Genomic DNA, 21,029 nt, shown 5'->3' with positions numbered 1-21,029 from the left:
TCTCTATGTTCGACAATAACAACAAGACCCGACATAGCATGGCGTTGGCCGCCTTGCTGGCGTTGTCCGGTTTGAGCGGTGCGGCCTGGGCGGATGCCTATGAAGAGGCCGCGAAGAAATGGATCGCCGATGAATTCAACCCATCTACCCTGACGCCTGAGCAGCAGCTCGAAGAGCTGAAATGGTTCATCAAGGCCGCCGAGCCGTTTCGTGGCATGAACATCAGCGTGGTGTCGGAAACCATCACTACCCACGAGTACGAGTCCAAGGTGCTGGCCAAGGCGTTCAGCGAGATCACCGGGATCAAGCTCAAGCACGACCTGCTGCAGGAAGGCGACGTGGTCGAGAAGCTGCAGACGCAGATGCAGTCGGACAAGAACATCTACGACGGCTGGGTCAACGACTCCGACCTGATCGGCACCCACGCGCGCTACGGCAAGGCAGTGGCGATCAGCGACATGATCACGGGTGAGGGCAAGGACTTCACTTCACCGACTCTGGATCTCGAAGACTTCATCGGCACTTCCTTTACCACCGGGCCGGACGGCAAGCTGTATCAATTGCCCGACCAGCAATTTGCCAACCTCTACTGGTTCCGCGCCGACTGGTTCGAGCGCCCGGAGCTCAAGGCCAAGTTCAAGGAGATCTACGGCTACGAGCTGGGCGTACCGGTCAACTGGTCGGCCTACGAGGACATCGCCGAGTTCTTCTCGGTGCACGTCAAGGAAATCGACGGTCAGCGCGTCTACGGCCACATGGACTATGGCAAGAAAGACCCGTCGCTGGGCTGGCGCTTCACCGATGCCTGGTTCTCCATGGCCGGCGGCGGCGACAAGGGCCTGCCCAACGGTTTGCCGGTGGACGAGTGGGGCATTCGCGTCGATGGCTGCCGTCCGGTGGGCTCCAGCGTTGCCCGTGGCGGCGATACCAACGGCCCGGCGGCGGTGTTCGCCACGCAGAAATACGTCGACTGGATGCGCCAGTACGCACCGCCGGAAGCGCAGGGCATGACCTTCTCCGAATCCGGCCCGGTGCCGGCGCAGGGCGCCATCGCCCAGCAGATCTTCTGGTACACCGCCTTTACCGCCGACATGACCAAACCGGGCCTGCCGGTGGTCAACGAAGACGGTACGCCGAAGTGGCGTATGGCGCCTTCGCCGAAAGGACCGTACTGGGAGGAGGGTATGAAGCTCGGCTATCAGGACGCCGGTTCCTGGACCTTCCTCAAGTCCACGCCGGAGAAGCAGCGTCTGGCCGCCTGGCTCTACGCCCAGTTCGTCACCTCCAAGACCGTGTCGCTGAAGAAGACCCTGGTCGGTCTGACGCCGATTCGCGAGTCGGACATCAACTCCCAGGCCATGACCGACGCCGCGCCCAAGCTCGGTGGCCTGGTGGAGTTCTACCGCAGCCCGGCGCGCGTGCAGTGGACGCCGACCGGCACCAACGTACCAGACTATCCGCGTCTGGCTCAGCTGTGGTGGCAGTTCATTGCCGAGGCGGCCAGCGGCGACAAGACCCCGCAACAGGCACTGGATGGCCTGGCGGCTGCGCAGGACACCATGCTCGGCCGCCTGGAGCGCTCCGGCGTGCTGGGCGAATGCGGGCCGAAGCTGAACGAGCCGCGTGATCCGCAGTACTGGTTCGATCAGCCGGGCGCACCGAAGCCCAAGCTGGCCAACGAGAAACCCAAAGGCGAGACTATTGCCTACGACGAGTTGCTCAAGTCCTGGGAACAGTCGCGCAACTGATCTAAGTGGCGCAGTGGCTGAAGCCCTTCGGCGAGGGGGCTTCCTTCCCTGTGGGAGCGGCTTCAGCCGCGATAAAAAACGGCACCCTAGGGTGCCGTTTTTCATTCAGCCGTACCGCTTATTTATGCAGATGCTCGGCCGCGTGCAGGGTGTTCTCCAAGAGACCTGCGCGAGTCATTGGGCCAACGCCGCCTGGAACCGGGGTGATCCAGCTGGCGCGGGGCAGGGCGGCATCAAAGGTCACGTCGCCGACCAGCTTGCCGTCTTCCTGGCGGTTGATGCCGACGTCGATGACGATGGCGCCTGGCTTGATCCACTCCCCCTTGACCAGCCCAGGCTTGCCGGCAGCGACCACGACAATATCGGCCTGGCCGACGTGAGCAGCCAGATCCTTGGTGAAGCGGTGGGTGACGGTCACGGTGCAACCGGCCAGCAGCAACTCCATGGCCATTGGTCGGCCGACGATATTGGACGCGCCAACTACCACTGCATGCATGCCGTAGAGATCGGCGCCCGTGCTTTCCAGCAGCGTCATGATGCCCTTGGGGGTACAGGGGCGCAGCAGCGGCATGCGCTGGGCCAGGCGGCCGATGTTGTAGGGATGGAAGCCGTCCACATCTTTATCCGGGCGAATGCGTTCGAGCAGCAGGGACGAGTCGAGATTCTCCGGCAGCGGCAGCTGTACCAGGATGCCGTCGATGGCCGGGTCTTCATTGAGCTCGTCGATCAGGGCGAGCAGATCGGCCTGGCTGGTCTCTGCCGGCAGATCATAGGCGCGGGAAACAAAGCCGACTTCTTCGCAATCCTTGCGTTTATGTGACACATAGACCTGGGAGGCGGGATCGGTGCCGACCAGGATCACGGCCAGGCCTGGCGCACGAAGGCCTTGCTGGCGGCGTTCGGCGACACGTTGGGCAATCTGCTGGCGGAGGCTGGCGGCGATCGCCTTGCCGTCGATCAGTTGTGCGGTCATTGCGCTGGTTAACCATTAATAAGGATGAAAAAAGGACGCGCATTCTCGCATGGGCGCTCACCTGGGCAAAGGCGCCTGCCATCGTTTTCGCGTAACTCCTTTAAATCGCTGAATTTTTTTGAAAATTTCTGTTGACGAGGTTGGGAGCCGTCTATAACATTCGCCCCGCTTCTCAGGAACAGCCACTCGCTGGGTGAGACGGCAAGAGTCAAGTCCTCGTGGCAAGGCTCAAGTCGAAAGCTTGTAAGTCTGCACTAGCGGATGGATAAGCGCCCGTAGCTCAGCTGGATAGAGCATCCGCCTTCTAAGCGGATGGTCGCAGGTTCGAGTCCTGCCGGGTGCGCCATTTGGCGGTCAGGCAAGTTGAGTAAGCAAATGCAATATGGTGGGCGTAGCTCAGTTGGTAGAGCACAGGATTGTGGCTCCTGGTGTCGTGGGTTCGATTCCCATCGTCCACCCCATATTCCAAAGCGCCAGGCCAAAAGCCTGGCGTTTTTGTTTTAAGCTGCAAAGCCACGCGGACGTGGTGGAATTGGTAGACACACCAGATTTAGGTTCTGGCGCCGCAAGGTGTGAGAGTTCGAGTCTCTCCGTCCGCACCATGTACAAGCCAGTATTTCCGGGGGTTCTAGCCGGATCGCTTCTCAGATGGGAGCGTTTTGGGAACACTTTGGGAATGGTGGAACGAAAAAGGCAGCCTGCGAGGGCTGCCTTTTGTCGTTTCTAGGGCCTGGATTCACAGCTTTAGCGCGTGCTCCAGGAGCGGGATCATGTCCGGGCCGTCCTTGCTGATGTACTTGCCGTAATGACGTTCGAGCATTGCGATTGTCGTGTGCTTCCATACGGCTGACGCAGGCTGGGCAGAGGCACTTGTAACCGCCGCTGTTGGTGGTCATGGCTGGGGCTTCCTGTGCAGGGCGAGGATGGCGCCCACTTCGGCGTGGCGCGCGGCGATGTGCTGGCGGTGGGCGGTGATGATGCTGGCCAGCTCGGCTTCGTCGATTTGCCCGTCTTCCAGGGCCTTGAGGATCATCGCGTCGACCTTGCCGCGCTTTACCGCCGTGCCCATGGCGCGGGCCAGCAGGTCAATGTTGTCCGTGTCTGTCAGCTCGGGCAGGGGACGTAAACGCCGTTGTAGAGGCTGGTGAGGTAGTCGGGCAGATAGCTGGTGCCGGCGACCTTCTCCAGCTGGCGCACTTGTTCGTCCGTCAGCGGGCGGTTGCCGGGGTTCTCGTACAGCTTGTTGTCGAACTGCTTGAGGTCCAGCCCCGGGCAGGTGGCGGCGCATTCGCGGCCCCCTGGGAAGGCGCCCCGGTGAGGGGGAATGCGAGGGCGATATCGGCAAGGCCGTGCTGGTGGGCGATCCGTTGTGAATCTAGTTGATGTCGGCTGACGAAGATTGCCTCTGCGATTTCTCGGCGACTTCTGTGTTGTACGCTTTCCTAAACTCGTCAGGCGTCATCCACTCTCTTGTGCACTGTACTAGCCCGAACTTATAGCCGTATCTTTGGTCGGGAATTGCGATTATTGCTTTGCCTACCTCTAAGAGAGCAATTTTTGCACCCTCGACTTCATCAAGGTCACAGGCTTTCGGTTTAATATGAAAGCTGGCGCTCACAAGTTGCTCGCGGATCTTTGTTTCTGCCCAGTCCGTTTTAAGTAGCGCGCTTATAAGAATTATAGGGTTCAGCGCCAGAATTGCGCAGCAAAACGAGAGCGCATAAAGCTTGGTGTGTTCTTCGGGTGCACGAGACTTAACATGTACCTGACCCAATGGGCTGCTCAGTGGCTTCTTCACCCCTGATTTAACACCTGCGCCAAATAGGGCTGCTGCATACAATACCAGGAATACAGTTGCTAACATGGTTATCCATGCGAGCGGAACCATAATGATGCTCAGCCAAGACATGGCTGTTGGTAGTTCGCTGGCTCTAACGCCTGTCAGGTGTCCAATCACACCTTCTGCGTAGCTAGTCGCTACTGAATAGTTTACTGCCACTAAAATTACTGCACTGGCATTCAGTTGTGCGGTGTATTTCTTGTATATCGCTCTAATTGTTGGGGAGGTGAATACTGATATGGCGGACAATACGGTGGCTATTAGAAGTAGTGTAACTGCCGAGGATGTGACAAGACCATCACTGCTCTTTGTTAAAATAGAATAAAAGGCTAAAGGCAGGAAGAGTGCAAATATGACTGAAAGAAAATAAATGGTTCTTTCGTCGCGCTCAAGTGTTTTGGCGAGTTTTATGGCGTACCGAGCTGTTGAGATATCCGGGTGACCATGACGACTGGCGTGGTTGGCAAGCAGCCCCCACATGATAGGGAAATACAGGTAGATAACTGCTATTAGGTAAAGCGCATCCATTCGGTGTCTCGCTGTCCAGGAGTGCAAAGCAGGCAATTTAACATCGCGGAGTGGTCTTGTTCATCTGTTACTCATGCTTTGGGGGAGTTGAGCCCCTGGATGGTTGAAGCCGGTGCCCTGCAGCCGGTGCTTAGGAGCGTGCATATCCTGAAGCGGCAGTATGGTCTGCGGACAACTGCCAATGACGGAGTATGCAGATGCGTAGTGATGTTCGAGAGGCTGCGCCGGTCAACCTGAGGATCAGGGTGTGCAGCCCTTACAAGAGTGGGTCACGCCAGAGGAACGGCTATTGCTGAGGTTCTATCGCCAGCTTGATCAGGGCGAACAGGCGTTTATGCGCCGTGCGATTGAAGCCATGGTGACGCGAGATTCGCCCAAGTGAAAGAAGAAGCCCCGCCGATGCGGGGCTTTCTCAAGAGACAGAACCTAATCGGTCACTGTCACCTCTAGGGTTCTCGAAACTCCTGTATCTGAGTCAATGAAGGTAAGGAATACAGGTGCTGTGGTTTTCGTCTTCCCTTTGAGCACAATTGAGCGAATACCGTTGTTTGACTCAAACTTTGATTCAATTGCCGTGGACTCTGGTGATGACTTGATAGTAAAGAAGCCAGAGCCATCAAGTATCTGGTAATTCTTTGTTTCTCCAATCTTTATGGTGAGCTTGCCGTTGCTTGGAAAGCCTGCAATCACAAAGTCTGAGCTAAATATGCTGCATTGAGGCTTTAATGAATCTCTTTGAATTTCCGCATGTCGCTCTTCTACTGAATCAATCCAATTAATAACCGCTAGCACGTTTGGATCTACATTGTCATCGAGTCTAAGATTTTTGTCTTTAGACGGCATGCTTTCTTGCACTGCATCTGATACTGCTTTGTAAGATTCGGCTGTGGTGGGCTGTAAATTACTTTGTAGTCTATTTACAGCGTTAGCCGTAATGCGAATGTTGGTCTTCATCTGCAGGTCGTACTTATGTGCAATCTTGATTGCTGCGTTGTATCTGCCCTCATATGGCTCTAAAGCTGTATGGTTCTTTCCATAAAGTTCTACTGCTTCTTTAGTATCGAATACGCTATAGAATTCAATGAGACAAGACATTGCAGCCGAGCCCCCCATCCAGATTTGCTCTCTGGTGGGTTTGTATAAAGCCAAACCAGTGCCATAGAGAGCACCTCCACCTGCTGCGAGTGCAAGGTATTGGTGGCCGCTACTTGCAACAGCCGCTTTGTAAGCGCCTAACCCTAGAACTCCCGCTAAGGCAATGGTTGACGTGCTTGAGTAATACGAAGCGGTGATTGCGTTTGACTCGTACTCACGGCTGAAGTGGCAAGCCATTTCTTTACCTGATTTAGGGTCAGGCTTGCTGTCCCCTGTTGTCTCGGAGCAGTAAACCTCCGCTACGGGGGTGTATGGAGAGAGGATTGAACACGCTTGCAGTGCCACACAGGCGACGATCGTCAGACTCTGGAGAGCGAGTTTCATGATGAATCTTCCCTGGGATTTGGGGTATACACCATGGAGCATGGCATAAAGCCATGCCCTTTCAAGGCTGCGAAGCAAACTCTCGTCTAACCGCCCGCTGCGCTCTGGCCTTGCTGGCGTACAGGTGGGTGAGGCGCTTCGGGGGGGGGGTCTGGTCGCCCTCGGTGAGCTTGTGTTGCTGGCCGGTCTTGGCGTCGCGGTACCAGGCCAGCACGCCGGTATAGCCGGCATTCTCATCGGCCAGGCCGGCGATATCGTCGCCGTCCGGCAATTGCGATTCCAGATCCAGGGACGTGGTGAAGGCGTCGGGGGTGAAGCTGTGGCGGATGTTGCCGCCGAGCCAGACGGCAGCGCTGTTGCCGCCGTGATGCGAGTTAGAACGTTGTGGCTCGGGCGCGTCTAGAAATTGATTCGATACATAGGGATGGGCACATTATGCTTTGTTAGGGAGCACGCCAATGCGAGCTTATATAAAAAGTATGACTTTTCGCTTGGTGTAAGTTGCGAAAACTTACTTTCTATATCTTGGCCCCACATGCGTGCACGGCGTGATTTAAAATAAATGATGTAAGGCGTAAATGTATACCAGGCCAGCGTGTTGTTCACGGCCCCAGGGGTAAAGCTAATGAGCCCCATAGCAATGAATTGTACAGCGCAAAATGGGCAGCAAAGCTTATCCACGTATATAGGTCGAAAAATGCCTCTGTCGTGTTGGCGCTCCATTAGACGTAATTCAGCGTGCATGTTAGATATTCGGTCGTAATCCCCCGCTCTAAGATGGAGCTCGCTGTTGTCGAGGAGGGCTTGCCGGTCATTGAAAATGAAATTCACGGCGCCCTCTGTTTCGCCACTGGCTGTTGTGGTTAGCGCTAAACAGTTGGTTGCTATAAGTGGTCTTGCATACTTCCCGAATGTGGTTCTTGTTGATATATTTTTTACTTGTAGGTCCAGCCTTCTGGATAGACCTCCTTTTTTTACATGCGGCTGTATAACGTCGTAGATATTGTTGAACGCATGCAGTGCCAATGCTTCAATTAAATCCTTGCGACTGTTGTTGAACAAGTGGCTGGTTGAGCCGAGCATTTCATGGCGATTGTGGCCCTTGAAAGGGTCATACCCAATCGAAGCTCTTACCTGCTTGGTGGTAGAGCCAAGTGAGGCAGCGTCCTTCACACTCAAGTAGTCAACAATTTTTGAGGCAACGGAAGGCACATTCAGAATGTCAAGTAATGAAAGTAATACTTGCGGATTGGATAGTGCTAATGTACGAGTGTGGTTGCGATCTACCTCCCTGATATAAAGCATGAATTCGCCGTTGGGGTCTTCTAATTCGAGTCGAAGGCATGGAACAGTTATAAAAGCTTGAGTTACCCAAGAAATATACGTCTCGTCGTTATTGCTATATTCCGTATGTGCGGCACCTTCATACCCAACGTCTGCAATTAGGTCACGATTGTACATGGCAACCATATCCATGTGGAAATTATGGCGATTACCTTGTTCGAGAAAAAAACCAGGTATTGGACTGCTATGAATGAGGGAGATTGTCCAGCGGGCCATTGCTAACGTGATCATTTAGGTCTTCCCTGAAATAACTCGCTTTATTGTTATGCTGGCTAGTGGTTTTAGAATGACAGGCTATTTAATTGGTATAGTCGAGGGCTATGTTGCTGGCAAATCTTACAACTGGTTGTCAGATAGCTTCGATTTCGACGCTAGTCTGGTGATGTAGCTGTTACAGCGACTCAGCGTGCTGAGTGCGCATCCACTCCCGCTTGACCGCCCGCTGCGCGCTGGGCTTGCTCTCGTAGAGGTGGGTGAGGCGGCGCGGGTTGCTCTGGTCGCCCTCGGTGATCTTGTGTTGCTTGCCGGTCGTGGCGTCGCGGTACCAGGCGACGATGCCGGTATAGCCGGCGCCCTGGTCGGCCAGGCCGGCGATATCGTCGCCGTCCGGCAATTGCGATTCCAGATCCAGGGACGTGGTGAAGGCGTCGGGGGTGAAGCTGTGGCGGATGTTGCCGCCGAGCCAGACGATGGCGGCAATCTCGGCCTTGATGCCGGTGAGGCTGTAGGTCTGGTCGGGGATCAGCTCGGGGCGGCCCTTGGCCAGGGTGTAGCTGAGCGTGGCGGTGCCACGCTGTAGGCGCTTCCACTCGGCGCGGGCGGCCTGCAGGGCGCTGGCCTGTTCGGTGTAGCTGTGGCGCAGTTCCTTGAGGTTGTCGCCGGCGCCGGCGATGGCCTCTTTTTTGTCCGCGCTGTTTACGTCGTAGTAGTAGGCCTTGACGCCGGTGTAGGCGTCGCGGTCGGCCTGCAGAAAGCGGTGTTGGTCGCCGTCTGCCCTGGTGAGGGTGACGTGGGGCAGGGCGAGGCCGCTGGCGGTGGTGGCCTTGCCGGTGGGCAGGAACAGCAGCCGGCCGGCTTTGATGGTGGCGATGGCGTCATGCTCGCGGCCGAGGCGGCTGAGCAGGTTGGCGTCTGACTCATTGGCCTGATCGACCTGCAGCAGCTCGATGCCGGCGAGCACGGCGCTGACCAGCGGGGTGAGGCCATAGGCGGCGATGGCGCTGATGATGAAGGCCAGTGGTGTGGCGTCCCAGGAACGTTCCCGGCGCACCTTGAGGCCGCCGCGCAAGTCAGCGCGGCGGGCGCGAATGCAGAGGATGTCCGGCGCGCCGCTGTGCTCGGTTTCGTCGACGGTGTAGGTGCCTTTGTCGATCAGCCCGGTGTTACCACAAGTTTAGGGTGGCGCCGCGCGGTGGGATGGCGAGCAGGCCGTCGTGGTCACTGATGGTGAAGTCGCGCTGGTCGGCCTCCAGCTCGCGATTGTCAGTCAGCTCGATGCTGATAAGGCGCGGCTCCTGGCTGCCGGGCATATCGGTGCGACTGTTATTAGTGCGCTTGAGAAGGACGGTGATTTATTTTATGTTATTGATTTTTAAGGGTTTTAATTTGAGTCGCTTTAGTCGCCTGGTTAGGTGATTTCCTTGCCTGGGGCTTACCAATTTATGACGTTTCTGAATCCACGCTAACCCTTTGATAAAGCTGGCTTTCAGGCATATAGAGCATGCCGATTGCCAAAATTACCTTTTTGCTTTGCCTCAAAATAAATCCGTGTAGAATGCCGCCGCCTGCGGTGCTGAGCACCCGTGCTCGTTCTCACTGGGAACAAGCTGGGAACAGATTCACGCTCACGCACTTGCGCCCATTCACACAAATCAAGGCCTCCAGGCCTGGCAGTCGGGGTGTGGTGAGTTCGAGTCTCTCCGTCCGCACCATCTTTATATAGCCCCTCCCGACTGCCGCCTGCTTCTAGGGTGACTTCTGCACATTGACCCTCTAGAATGCTTGGCCTTGATTCGGGGCCGGTTCGAGCCGGCTTATGTCTGTGCAACGAGGAATATCCATGCAAGTTTCTGTTGAAAGCACTTCTGCTCTTGAGCGCCGCATGACTGTCGGCGTACCCGTCGAGCGCATCGAGACCGAAGTCAACAAGCGTCTGCAACAGACTGCCCGTCGTGCCAAGGTTCCTGGCTTCCGTCCTGGCAAGGTGCCGATGAGCGTGATTCGTCAGCGCTATGAAGATGCCGCTCGTCAGGAAGCGCTGGGCGACCTGATCCAGGCTACCTTCTATGAGGCCGTGGTCGAGCAGAAGCTGAACCCGGCCGGCGCTCCGGCTGTAGAGCCGAAGTCCTTCGAGAAGGGCAAGGATCTGGAATATGTCGCTACCTTCGAAGTATTCCCCGAGTTTCAGGTTTCCGGTTTCGAGTCCATCGCCATCGAGCGCCTCGAAGCCGATGTGGCTGACAGTGACGTCGACAACATGCTCGACATCCTGCGCAAGCAGAACACTCGTTTCGAAGCTGTTGAGCGCGCTGCCGAGAACGGCGATCAGCTGAACATCGATTTCGTCGGCAAGATCGACGGCGAAGCATTCGCTGGCGGTAGCGCCAAGGGCACCCAGCTGGTGCTGGGCTCCGGCCGCATGATCCCGGGCTTCGAAGACGCCCTGGTCGGTGTCAAGGCTGGTGAAGAGCGCGTGATCAACCCGACCTTCCCCGAGGACTATCAGAACCTCGATCTGGCCGGCAAAACCGCCGAGTTCACCGTTACCGTAAACAGCGTTTCCGCTCCGCAACTGCCTGAGCTGAACGACGAGTTCTTCGCCCTGTTCGGTATCAAGGACGGCGGTCTGGAAGGTTTCCGTGTCGAAGTTCGGAAGAACATGGAGCGTGAACTGCGTCAGGCCATCAAGTCCAAGATTAAGAACCAGGTAATGGACGGTCTGCTGGCTGCCAACCCGGTCGAGGTGCCGAAGGCGCTGATCGGTAACGAAGTGAATCGTCTGCGCGTGCAGGCCGTTCAGCAATTCGGTGGCAACATCAAGCCTGACCAACTGCCGGCCGAGCTGTTCGAAGAGCAAGCCAAGCGCCGTGTGGTGCTGGGTCTGATCGTCGCTGAAGTGGTCAAGCAGTTCGAACTCAAGCCTGACGAAGCCCGCGTGCGCGAGCTGATCGAAGAGATGGCCTCGGCTTACCAGGAGCCTGAGCAGGTCGTTGCCTGGTACTACAAGAACGACCAGCAAATGAACGAAGTGCGTTCGGTTGTACTGGAAGAGCAAGTTGTAGATACTGTTCTGCAGAAGGCCAACGTGACCGATAAAGCGGTTTCCTACGAAGACGCAGTCAAGCCGGCGGAAGCTCCTAAAGCCGACTGATCTGGTAACCTCGTTCGAGTACACCACCTTAAGCCAGCCTCCGTGCTGGCTTATGTGTATTTGAGACATGACTATTAGGGAGTGAGCGCAAGACATGTCCCGCAATCCTTTTATGCAAAACATGCCTGAAATCCAGGCCGCTGGCGGCCTGGTGCCGATGGTCATCGAGCAATCCGCTCGTGGCGAGCGTGCCTATGACATCTATTCGCGTCTGCTCAAGGAGCGCGTGATCTTTCTGGTTGGCCCGGTCGAGGACTACATGGCCAACCTGATCTGCGCCCAGTTGCTGTTTCTGGAAGCAGAGAATCCGGACAAGGACATCCATCTGTACATCAACTCGCCGGGTGGCTCGGTGACTGCCGGCATGGCGATCTACGACACCATGCAGTTCATCAAGGCGGATGTGTCCACCACCTGCATTGGTCAGGCCTGCAGCATGGGTGCTTTCCTGCTGGCTGGCGGCGCCAAGGGCAAGCGTTTCTGCCTGCCGAACTCGCGCGTGATGATTCACCAGCCGCTGGGCGGCTTCCAGGGGCAGGCCTCGGACATCGAGATCCACGCCAAGGAAATCCTCTTTATCCGTGAGCGCTTGAACGAGCTGCTGGCTCAGCACACCGGTCAGAGCCTGGAAACCATCGAGCGTGATACCAACCGCGACAACTTCATGAGCGCTTCGCGCGCCGTGGAATACGGTCTCGTCGATGCCGTCCATGAAAAGCGTCAAATGCCGGTCTAGATGAGGCGCCGGCTGTGGGCATCCTTCACTGGCGCGACTTGCGCCCTTGAAAATGCCCGCATTTGCCTTCATCTTGTGTTTCAAGCCTACCGTATTGGATTGATCGAATGACTGATACCCGTAACGGTGAGGACAACGGCAAACTGCTTTATTGCTCCTTCTGCGGCAAAAGCCAGCATGAAGTGCGCAAGTTGATCGCCGGTCCTTCCGTCTTCATCTGCGACGAATGCGTCGACCTGTGCAATGACATCATCCGCGAGGAGGTGCAGGAAGCACAGGCCGAGAGCAGCGCGCACAAACTCCCGGCACCCAAGGAAATCAGCGGCATCCTCGATCAGTACGTGATCGGTCAGGAGCGCGCCAAGAAAGTGCTGTCGGTAGCGGTATACAACCACTACAAGCGTCTCAATCAGCGCGACAAGAAAGACGATGTCGAGCTGGGCAAGAGCAACATTCTGCTGATCGGTCCGACTGGTTCGGGCAAGACGCTGCTGGCCGAAACGCTGGCACGCCTGCTCAATGTGCCGTTCACCATCGCTGACGCCACCACCTTGACCGAAGCCGGTTATGTCGGTGAGGACGTCGAGAACATCATTCAGAAGCTGCTGCAGAAGTGCGATTACGATGTCGAGAAGGCCCAGATGGGTATCGTCTACATCGACGAAATCGACAAGATCTCGCGCAAGTCCGATAACCCGTCGATCACTCGTGACGTGTCGGGCGAGGGCGTGCAGCAGGCGCTGCTCAAGCTGATCGAGGGCACCGTGGCCTCGGTTCCGCCGCAGGGCGGGCGCAAGCATCCGCAGCAGGAGTTCCTGCAGGTTGATACGCGTAACATCCTGTTCATCTGTGGCGGTGCGTTCGCCGGCCTGGAGAAAGTCATTCAGGCTCGCTCCACCCGAGGTGGTATCGGTTTCGGTGCAGAAGTGCGTAGCAAGCAGGAAGGCAAGAAGATCGGCGAGTCTCTGCGCGAGGTCGAGCCGGACGATCTGGTCAAATTCGGCCTGATTCCCGAGTTCGTCGGTCGTCTGCCGGTGATCGCGACACTGGAGGAGCTGGACGAGGCTGCTTTGGTGCAGATTCTCACCGAGCCGAAGAACGCGCTGACCAAGCAGTACGCCAAGCTGTTCGAGATGGAAGGTGTGGATCTGGAGTTCCGTTCCGATGCGCTGAAATCCGTGGCGCAGAAGGCACTGGAGCGCAAGACCGGTGCGCGTGGCCTGCGTTCGATTCTCGAGGGCATTCTGCTCGACACCATGTACGAGATCCCGTCCCAGCAGGACGTGAGCAAGGTGGTGATCGACGAGAGCGTCATCGAGGGTTCGTCCAAGCCGCTGCTGATCTACGAGAACAGCGAACCGCCGGCGAAGGCCGCGCCAGACGCCTGACGGCTGTTACACGATGCAAAGAAGGGGCCCCTCGGGCCCCTTCGCTTTTGTGGACATTGCGCTTGTTTTTTACGGGAGCTACCCCCATCTTAAAAGCCAAGGGTAATCCCGCCTGTTTACGGCCTTATGGCCGCCGCTGAGCCGAAATCATGAAGACAACCATCGAATTGCCTCTCCTGCCATTGCGCGATGTAGTGGTCTATCCGCACATGGTCATCCCGCTTTTCGTCGGGCGTGAGAAATCCATCGAGGCCCTCGAGGCGGCGATGACGGGTGACAAGCAGATCCTGCTGGTAGCCCAGAAGAACCCGGCCGTCGATGATCCGGATGATCAGGATCTTTATCGCGTTGGCACCGTTGCCACCGTCCTGCAGTTGCTCAAACTGCCCGACGGCACCGTCAAGGTGCTGGTCGAGGGTGAGCAGCGCGGCTCGATCGAGCGTTTCATCGATCTCGATGATCATTGCCGTGCCGAGGTGCAACTGATCGAGGAGGGCGAAACTGCCGAGCGCGAATCGGAAGTCTTCACCCGCAGTCTGCTCAGTCAGTTCGAGCAGTACGTGCAGCTGGGCAAAAAGGTCCCGGCCGAAGTCCTGTCTTCGCTCAACAGCATCGATGAGCCCAGCCGCCTGGTCGACACCATGGCCGCGCACATGGCGCTGAAGATCGAGCAGAAGCAGGAAATCCTCGAAATCACCGCGCTGTCCGCTCGCGTCGAGCATGTACTGGCCCTGCTGGATGCCGAGATCGACCTGCTACAGGTCGAGAAGCGTATTCGCGGTCGCGTGAAGAAACAGATGGAGCGCAGTCAGCGCGAGTACTACCTGAATGAGCAGATGAAGGCCATTCAGAAAGAGCTTGGCGATATCGATGAAGGTCATAGCGAGCTCGACGAACTGCGCAAGCGCATCGATAACGCGGGGCTGACCAAGGAAGCCTTGACCAAAGCCAATGCCGAGCTGAACAAGCTCAAGCAGATGTCGCCGATGTCCGCTGAAGCTACTGTGGTGCGCTCCTACATCGATTGGCTGGTCAATGTGCCGTGGAAGGCCGAAAGCAAGGTACGACTGGATCTGGCGCGTGCCGAGAGCATTCTCGATGCCGATCACTACGGTCTGGAGGAGGTCAAGGAACGCATTCTTGAATATCTCGCCGTGCAGAAGCGGGTGAAGAAGCTCAAGGGGCCGGTGCTGTGCCTGGTGGGCCCGCCCGGTGTGGGCAAGACCTCGCTGGCCGAGTCCATCGCCACCGCGACCAACCGCAAGTTCGTGCGCATGGCCTTGGGCGGCGTGCGTGACGAGGCCGAGATTCGGGGGCACCGCCGTACCTACATCGGCTCGATGCCGGGTCGTCTGATTCAGAAGATGACCAAGGTCGGCGTGCGCAACCCGTTGTTCCTGCTCGACGAGATCGACAAGATGGGCCAGGACATGCGCGGCGATCCTGCCTCGGCATTGCTCGAAGTCCTCGACCCTGAGCAGAACCATAATTTCAACGATCACTATCTGGAGGTCGATTATGACCTGTCGGATGTGATGTTCCTTTGCACCGCCAACTCGATGAACATCCCCGGCCCGCTGCTGGATCGGATGGAGGTCATCCGTCTGCCGGGTTACACCGAGGACGAGAAGGTCAACATCGCCATCAAGTACCTGGCGCCCAAGCAGATACAGGCCAATGGCCTGAAGAAGGGCGAGCTGGAACTGGATGAGTCGGCGATTCGCGACATCATTCGTTACTACACGCGTGAAGCTGGTGTGCGCAGTCTGGAGCGACAAATCGCCAAGGTCTGCCGCAAGGTGGTCAAGGAGCATGTCCGCGAGAAACGCTTTCAGGTCACCGTCAGCGCCGATTCCCTGGAGCACTTCCTGGGTGTGCGCAAGCATCGCTATGGCCTTGCCGAACAGCAGGATCAGATCGGTCAGGTGACCGGTTTGGCCTGGACTCAGGTCGGCGGTGAGCTGCTCACCATCGAGACGGCCGTGGTGCCTGGCAAGGGCAATCTGATCAAGACCGGTTCGCTGGGTGATGTCATGGCAGAGTCGATGACGGCGGCCATGACGGTGGTTCGCAGTCGCGCGAAAAGCCTGGGGATCCCGGCTGATTTCAACGAGAAGCGCGACGTTCACATCCATATGCCCGAAGGTGCCACGCCCAAGGATGGCCCGAGCGCGGGCATTGGTTTGTGCACGGCACTGGTATCGGCCCTGACGCAGATTCCGGTGCGGGCGGACGTGGCCATGACCGGGGAAATCACCCTGCGTGGTCAGGTGCTGGCTATCGGTGGTCTCAAGGAAAAACTTCTGGCGGCTCATCGGGGTGGGATCAAGACCGTGATCATTCCCGAAGAAAATGTGCGTGATCTGAAGGAAATTCCGGAAAATATTAAGCAAGACCTGCAGATTAAACCGGTTAAATGGATTGACGAGGTCCTGCAAATTGCGCTGCAATACGCCCCGGAGCCCTTGCCCGATGCGGCTCCGGAGATGGTTGCAACGGATGACAAGCGCGAGTCTGATTCCAAGGAGCGAATCAGCACGCATTAGCCGGGGGGCTTCCTTGACACAATTTTTGAGCCCTTGTTATAAAGCGGCTTTTATTGTGTCGGCAGGCCATCCAGCACCCGCTTTGCTTACACTAAAAATCAAGAAACAAACTCAACAGAAATAAGGGGACTTAGAGTGAACAAGTCGGAACTGATCGATGCCATCGCTGCATCTGCTGATATCCCGAAAGCTGTTGCTGGCCGCGCGCTGGATGCAGTGATTGAATCCGTCACTGGCGCTCTGAAGGCTGGTGACTCCGTTGTGCTGGTAGGCTTCGGTACCTTCGCTGTCAAAGAGCGTGCTGCTCGCACTGGTCGCAACCCGCAGACCGGCAAGCCGATCAGCATCGCTGCTGCCAAGATCCCAGGCTTCAAAGCTGGCAAGGCTCTGAAAGACGCCGTCAACTAAGCGTCTTCTGGGTTTGCCTCGCCGTCAGGCTCCGTCTGGCGGCTGTTAGGGGGCAGCGCAGGTAGTCCTAGACTCTTCTGCTCTGACCGCTTAACGCGTTACGAGAAGGCGCATCCAAGGATGCGCCTTTCTTCTATCTGGACATTACCCACACTGCGCGGCTGGTGACTCTGTACAGTCGTTCTGGGGGAAGCATGCTGCAAAACATCAGGGACAATTCACGCGGTTGGATTGCCAAAATCATCATCGGCCTCATTGTGATGCTGATGGCGTTTACCGGTTTCGAAGCCATCGTCACGGGGACCAGCAATCGCAACAATGCGGCTGACGTGAACGGTGACACCATTACCCTCAACGAGCTCAACCAGGCCGTTGAAATGCAGCGTCGTCAGCTGCTGCAGCAACTGGGTCGCGATTTTGATGCCTCGCTGCTCGATGACAACCTGCTGCGTGAGGCGTCGCTCAAGGGCTTGATCGAGCGCAAGCTGCTGCTTCAGGCAGCCGGTGATGCTCATTTCGCCTTCTCGCAGGGATCGCTGGACCAGGTGATTCTGCAAACTCCCGAATTTCAGGTAGATGGCCGCTTCGATGCCGCGCGCTTCGATCAGGTCATTCGCCAGATGGGCTACACCCGCCTGCAGTTCCGCCAGATGCTGGAAGAGGAAATGCTGATTGGGCAGCTGCGTGCCGGTCTCGGCGCCAGCAGCTTCGTCACCGAGCAGGAGGCGCGTGCCTTCGCCAATCTCGAGCGCCAGACCCGTGACTTCGCCAGTCTCACCATCAAGGCCGATAGCGCTGCGATCGAGTTGAGCGACAGCGACGTCAACGCCTATTACGACGAGCACGCTGGCGAGTTCATGAGCCCTGAGCAGGTCGTGCTGGAGTACGTCGAGCTGCACAAGGACAGCTTCTTCGATCAGGTCGAAGTCAGCGATGAAGATCTGCAGCCGCTGTACGAGAGCGAGATCGCCAACCTGGCTGAGCAGCGTCAGGCTGCGCACATACTTATCGAGGGCGATGACCAGGCTGCGCGTACCAAGATCGAAGAGATCAAGGCGCGTGTGGATGCTGGCGAAGATTTCGCTGCCCTGGCCAAGGAGTTCTCGCAGGACCCAGGTTCGGCTGCCGATGGCGGTGATCTGGGTTACGCTGGCCCTGGCGTTTACGATCCGGCCTTCGAGGAGGCGCTCTATGCGCTGCAGCAGGGCCAGGTTTCCGACCCCGTGCAGAGCGAGTTCGGCTGGCACCTGATCAAGCTGCTGGGTGTTCAGGCTCCAGAAGTGCCAAGCTTCGACAGTCTGAAGGACAAGCTGGCGCGTGACTTCAAAGCGCAACAGGTCGAGCAGCGCTTCGTCGAGGCGACCAAGCAGCTGGAAGACGCCGCGTTCGAAGCATCGGATCTGGCTCAGCCTGCCCAGGAGCTGGGTCTTGAGGTCAAAACCAGCGAAGCCTTCGGTCGTGAGGGTGGTGCAACTGGCATCACTGCCAACCGCCAGGTGCTGCAGGCTGCATTCAGTCCTGAAGTTCTGGAAGATGGCACCAACAGCTCGACCATCGAGCTGGACCCGAGCACCGTGGTCGTCGTGCGCGTCAAGGAACACAAAAAGCCCGAGCAGTTGCCCCTGGAGCAGGTTGCTGAAAGCATTCGTGCCCATCTGCAGCAGGAGCGTGCCAGTGCCGCGGCCAAGGCCGAAGGTGAGAAGCAACTGGCTGCTGCCCAGGCCGGTGAGCAGTCTGCTGCTGATTGGCAGGTTCAGGAGGCGGCCACTCGTAGCCAGGACGGCATCGAGCCCAAAGTGCTGCAGGCGCTGTTCCGTATGCCCAAGCCAGCGAAGGCGAGCGAGCCCACCTTCGCCGGCGTGACGCTGAACAATGGCGATTACGTCGTGCTGCGCCTCGATGGTGTGAATGTGCCGGAAGAAGCGCTGGCTGACGAAGAGCTCGCCATGTACCGCAACTTCCTGGCGTCGCGTGCCGGCCAGCAGGACTTCGCCGCGCTGCGCAAGCAGCTGGAAGCCAAGGCTGATATCGAGCGTTTCTGATCGCTGTCCGTCACGAGAAAGCCCCGCCAAGTGCGGGGCTTTGTTGTTTCTGGGTTACAACAACCATTCGATGGGCAGCCACGAGAGCAGATGAATGCCCAGGCGTTTGAGCAGGCCTGTACCGGGCTCGCTATCGAATCGCCGTTGCTCGCCATCCACGCGCTGCAGCCAGTAGATTCGGTCGTGTTCGTCCAGTCGCAGCTCGTAGGCATTGGCCGGGATATCGCTTTCGAATGCCTGGCCGATGGCTGCCGCCAGTTTCGGGCTTTCGATAAGAAAACCCATTTCCGTATTGAGGCTGGCAGAGCGTGGATCGAAGTTGAATGAGCCGATGAACACTCGCTGGCCATCGAGGGCGAAGGTCTTGGCGTGCAGGCTCGAGCCGGAGCTGCCGAATGGGCCGGCTTTCTCCCGGAGGCCTTCGTCGTCCGCACCCAGACGCATTTCATAGAGTTTGACGCCGCCTTCGAGCAGGGCACGCCGGCGCTTGGCGTAGCCGGCGTGTACTGGCGTCACGTCCGTTGCCTCCAACGCATTGGTCAGGATGCGCACTTCAACACCGCGTTGTACCAGGCCGGTAAAGATATCGACGCCGGTTTGCGTGGGGGCGAAGTAGGGCGATACAAGGTCGACGCGTGCCTGTGGAATATCGAGCATTTCGCCCAGGTGGCTGATCAGCAGCTCGCCGTCACTGGCATTGCCAAGACCCTTGGCGGGATCATCGCTGACCAGTGTGGTCTCGCTCCATTCAAAGCCAAGCTTCTTGTCCAGCAGGCGCTGAATGAACTCGCTTTCCTGCAGGGTCTTTACGTAACCGCTGGCTGCAGGCGAGCTGGAAAGGTCTGCCGCGATATCGTGCAGGGGTTGTGGAGCGCTCCGGCTGCGAGGCACGATCAGCTCCAGTGGGTAGCTGGAGTCGCTGGCCCAGTAGCGGTCGAAGTCGGCGGAGGTATCGGCCACGACCGGGCCGATTGCCAGTACATCGAGGTCGGCGAAGAGCACCCCCTCACTGGCGTCGAAGTATTCGTCGCCGATATTGCGTCCACCGATGATGGTGGCCTGGTTGTCCACGGTGAAGGACTTGTTGTGCATGCGCCGGTTGGCGCGTGGAAAGTGGGTCAGATAACCCAGCGCCTTGGCCTGGCGCAGGGAGAAGGGATTGAACAGGCGCACTTCGATGTTGGGGTGGCGATCGAGCGTGCTCAGGGTCTGATCGAGGTCGGCGATGCCATTGTCGTCCAGCAGCAGGCGAACGCGAACGCCTCGTTCGGCGGCTCTGAGCAGCGCATCGAGTAGCAGGGTGCCGGTAATGTCGTTGCGCCAGATGTAGTACTGAACATCTAGACTGCGCTCGGCCGCTTCGACCAGGAGCATGCGCGCGGCAAAGGCATCGCGGGCAGCCGCCAGCGTAAGAATGCCGGACAGGCCGGGGTGGGCGTCGCGTTCGCTGCCCAGTGCTTGCCCCAGCGTGGTATTGGCCGTTTCGGCCTGGGTGAAGGCCTGGCTCTCGGTACGGCCATCCAGCGGTGGCAAGGCGCAGCCGACCACAAGGCTGCATAGTACGCAGATCAGGCAGGCACGCCATTTGTCTGTCGGGATCATTGACCCATCTCGGTTCCAGGCTTCCAGCTAGGACAACGCCAAGGTTGAAGCGTGCCGAGTAGCGATGGCGTTTCGGTTCGGGTAGCTGAATGCTGACAAAAGCCAGAAACGACAACGCCGCACTTGCTGAGCAATATGCGGCGTTGTGGGTTCAGGCACGGCTGGGCCGTGCATGAGGTACGGCAGAGCCGGGCATCGCTCTACGATGTCCGGCGACCTTCTCAGTCTTCCATGGCGCCCATGGCGGTGGTGTTGAAGCCGCCGTCGACGTACATGATCTCGCCGCTGATGCCCGAGGCCAGGTCGGAGCAGAGGAAGGCGCCGGCATTGCCGACTTCCTCGATGGTGACGTTACGGCGCAGCGGGGTCTGCTTCTCGTTGGCGGCCAGCATCTTGCGGAAGCTGGCGATGCCGCTGGCAGCCAGGGTGCGGATCGGGCCGGCAGAGATGGCATTGACGCGAGTGCCTTCCGGGCCGAGGCTGCCGGCCAGGTAGCGTACGCCGGCTTCCAGGCTGGCCTTGGCCATGCCCATGACGTTGTAGTTGGGCATGGTGCGCTCGGCGCCCAGGTAGGAGAGGGTGAGCAGGCTGCCGCTGCGGCCTTTCATCATCTCGCGACCGGCCTTGGCCAGGGCGACGAAGCTGTAGGCGCTGATGTCGTGGGCGATCTTGAAGCCTTCACGGGTGGTGACGTCGGTGAAGTCGCCATTGAGCTGGTCGCCCGGAGCGAAGCCGACCGAGTGGACGATGCAGTCCAGGCCATCCCACTTCTTGCTCAGTGCTTCGAACACCGCGGCGATTTCCTCGTCGCTGGCCACATCGCAAGGGAAGCACAGGTCGGCGCTGGAGCCCCAGCCGGCAGCGAAGTCTTCCACACGGCCCTTGAGCTTCTCGTTCTGGTAGGTGAAGGCCAGCTCGGCACCTTCGCGGTGCATGGCGGCGGCGATACCCGAGGCGATGGACAGTTTGCTGGCAACGCCAACGATGAGTACGCGCTTACCGGTTAGAAAACCCATTGTGCTATT

The 21,029-nt window shown here is 58.0% G+C and carries 15 protein-coding genes, 3 tRNA genes and 1 pseudogene; 10 read left to right on the top strand and 9 right to left on the bottom strand.

Annotated elements, in window-relative coordinates; genetic code table 11:
- The first annotated feature begins 5 nt into the window (after window positions 1-5).
- Window positions 6-1,748 (top strand): ABC transporter substrate-binding protein, encoded by a 1,743-nt coding sequence (locus BLS08_RS14490; protein ID WP_017676716.1) that lies wholly within the window; start codon window positions 6-8, stop codon window positions 1,746-1,748.
- Window positions 1,749-1,866: 118 nt separating this feature from the next.
- Here the strand turns inward: BLS08_RS14490 and folD are convergent, their stop codons facing one another.
- The gene (gene folD, locus BLS08_RS14485; RefSeq protein ID WP_017676717.1) at window positions 1,867-2,721 is read right to left on the bottom strand and encodes a bifunctional methylenetetrahydrofolate dehydrogenase/methenyltetrahydrofolate cyclohydrolase FolD; all 855 of its coding nucleotides are present in this window, start codon (window positions 2,719-2,721) and stop codon (window positions 1,867-1,869) included.
- Window positions 2,722-2,990: 269 nt separating this feature from the next.
- On the opposite strand from folD, the gene BLS08_RS14480 reads away from it, so the two are divergent.
- The 3 genes from BLS08_RS14480 (at window position 2,991) to BLS08_RS14470 (ending at window position 3,323) form a co-directional block, all read left to right on the top strand.
- Window positions 2,991-3,067, top strand: a tRNA-Arg gene (locus tag BLS08_RS14480).
- A 39-nt stretch (window positions 3,068-3,106) separates the two neighbouring features.
- Window positions 3,107-3,182: transfer RNA gene (locus BLS08_RS14475), tRNA-His, on the top strand.
- Between the two features lie 56 nt (window positions 3,183-3,238).
- Window positions 3,239-3,323, top strand: a tRNA-Leu gene (locus BLS08_RS14470).
- 290 nt (window positions 3,324-3,613) lie between these two features.
- Here BLS08_RS14470 and BLS08_RS26780 read toward each other — a convergent pair.
- From BLS08_RS26780 to BLS08_RS14445, 6 genes and pseudogenes are all read right to left on the bottom strand, one after another.
- Window positions 3,614-3,790, bottom strand: a complete 177-nt coding sequence (locus BLS08_RS26780; protein ID WP_330219702.1) for a phage regulatory CII family protein — start codon at window positions 3,788-3,790, stop codon at window positions 3,614-3,616.
- Window positions 3,791-4,096: 306 nt separating this feature from the next.
- On the bottom strand, window positions 4,097-5,089 hold the full coding sequence (locus BLS08_RS26095; protein ID WP_139204240.1) for a hypothetical protein: 993 nt from the start codon (window positions 5,087-5,089) through the stop codon (window positions 4,097-4,099).
- A gap of 426 nt (window positions 5,090-5,515) precedes the next feature.
- Window positions 5,516-6,568, bottom strand: a complete 1,053-nt coding sequence (locus tag BLS08_RS26090) for a hypothetical protein (RefSeq protein ID WP_139204239.1) — start codon at window positions 6,566-6,568, stop codon at window positions 5,516-5,518.
- Between the two features lie 61 nt (window positions 6,569-6,629).
- Window positions 6,630-6,839 (bottom strand): hypothetical protein, encoded by a 210-nt coding sequence (locus tag BLS08_RS14455; RefSeq protein WP_055984925.1) that lies wholly within the window; start codon window positions 6,837-6,839, stop codon window positions 6,630-6,632.
- A gap of 128 nt (window positions 6,840-6,967) precedes the next feature.
- Entirely contained in the window at window positions 6,968-8,143 is a 1,176-nt protein-coding gene (locus BLS08_RS14450; protein WP_055984928.1) for a hypothetical protein, read from the bottom strand.
- Window positions 8,144-8,303: 160 nt separating this feature from the next.
- Window positions 8,304-9,441, bottom strand: a pseudogene (locus BLS08_RS14445) (contractile injection system protein, VgrG/Pvc8 family).
- A 530-nt stretch (window positions 9,442-9,971) separates the two neighbouring features.
- Here BLS08_RS14445 and tig point away from each other — a divergent pair.
- From tig to BLS08_RS14415, 6 genes are all read left to right on the top strand, one after another.
- On the top strand, window positions 9,972-11,282 hold the full coding sequence (gene tig, locus BLS08_RS14440) for a trigger factor (RefSeq protein ID WP_026088550.1): 1,311 nt from the start codon (window positions 9,972-9,974) through the stop codon (window positions 11,280-11,282).
- A gap of 94 nt (window positions 11,283-11,376) precedes the next feature.
- A complete protein-coding gene (gene clpP, locus BLS08_RS14435; RefSeq protein ID WP_004424103.1) occupies window positions 11,377-12,018 on the top strand; it encodes an ATP-dependent Clp endopeptidase proteolytic subunit ClpP in 642 nt (213 codons plus the stop codon).
- A 107-nt stretch (window positions 12,019-12,125) separates the two neighbouring features.
- Window positions 12,126-13,406, top strand: a complete 1,281-nt coding sequence (gene clpX, locus BLS08_RS14430) for an ATP-dependent Clp protease ATP-binding subunit ClpX (RefSeq protein WP_017676722.1) — start codon at window positions 12,126-12,128, stop codon at window positions 13,404-13,406.
- A gap of 149 nt (window positions 13,407-13,555) precedes the next feature.
- Window positions 13,556-15,952, top strand: a complete 2,397-nt coding sequence (gene lon / locus BLS08_RS14425) for an endopeptidase La (RefSeq protein WP_017676723.1) — start codon at window positions 13,556-13,558, stop codon at window positions 15,950-15,952.
- A 135-nt stretch (window positions 15,953-16,087) separates the two neighbouring features.
- Window positions 16,088-16,360, top strand: a complete 273-nt coding sequence (gene hupB, locus BLS08_RS14420) for a nucleoid-associated protein HU-beta (RefSeq protein ID WP_003239952.1) — start codon at window positions 16,088-16,090, stop codon at window positions 16,358-16,360.
- Between the two features lie 194 nt (window positions 16,361-16,554).
- Window positions 16,555-18,402 (top strand): SurA N-terminal domain-containing protein, encoded by a 1,848-nt coding sequence (locus tag BLS08_RS14415; protein WP_017676724.1) that lies wholly within the window; start codon window positions 16,555-16,557, stop codon window positions 18,400-18,402.
- 54 nt (window positions 18,403-18,456) lie between these two features.
- On the opposite strand, the gene BLS08_RS14410 is transcribed toward BLS08_RS14415, so the two are convergent.
- Window positions 18,457-20,004 (bottom strand): phospholipase D family protein, encoded by a 1,548-nt coding sequence (locus BLS08_RS14410; RefSeq protein WP_017676725.1) that lies wholly within the window; start codon window positions 20,002-20,004, stop codon window positions 18,457-18,459.
- Between the two features lie 221 nt (window positions 20,005-20,225).
- Window positions 20,226-21,020, bottom strand: coding sequence for an enoyl-ACP reductase FabI (gene fabI / locus BLS08_RS14405; protein ID WP_017676726.1), 795 nt, complete (start codon window positions 21,018-21,020; stop codon window positions 20,226-20,228).
- Window positions 21,021-21,029 lie beyond the last annotated feature (9 nt).

This window comes from Ectopseudomonas chengduensis, assembly GCF_900102635.1.
Taxonomy (GTDB): domain Bacteria; phylum Pseudomonadota; class Gammaproteobacteria; order Pseudomonadales; family Pseudomonadaceae; genus Aquipseudomonas; species Aquipseudomonas chengduensis.
This window is presented reverse-complemented; position numbering and strand designations above follow the sequence as displayed.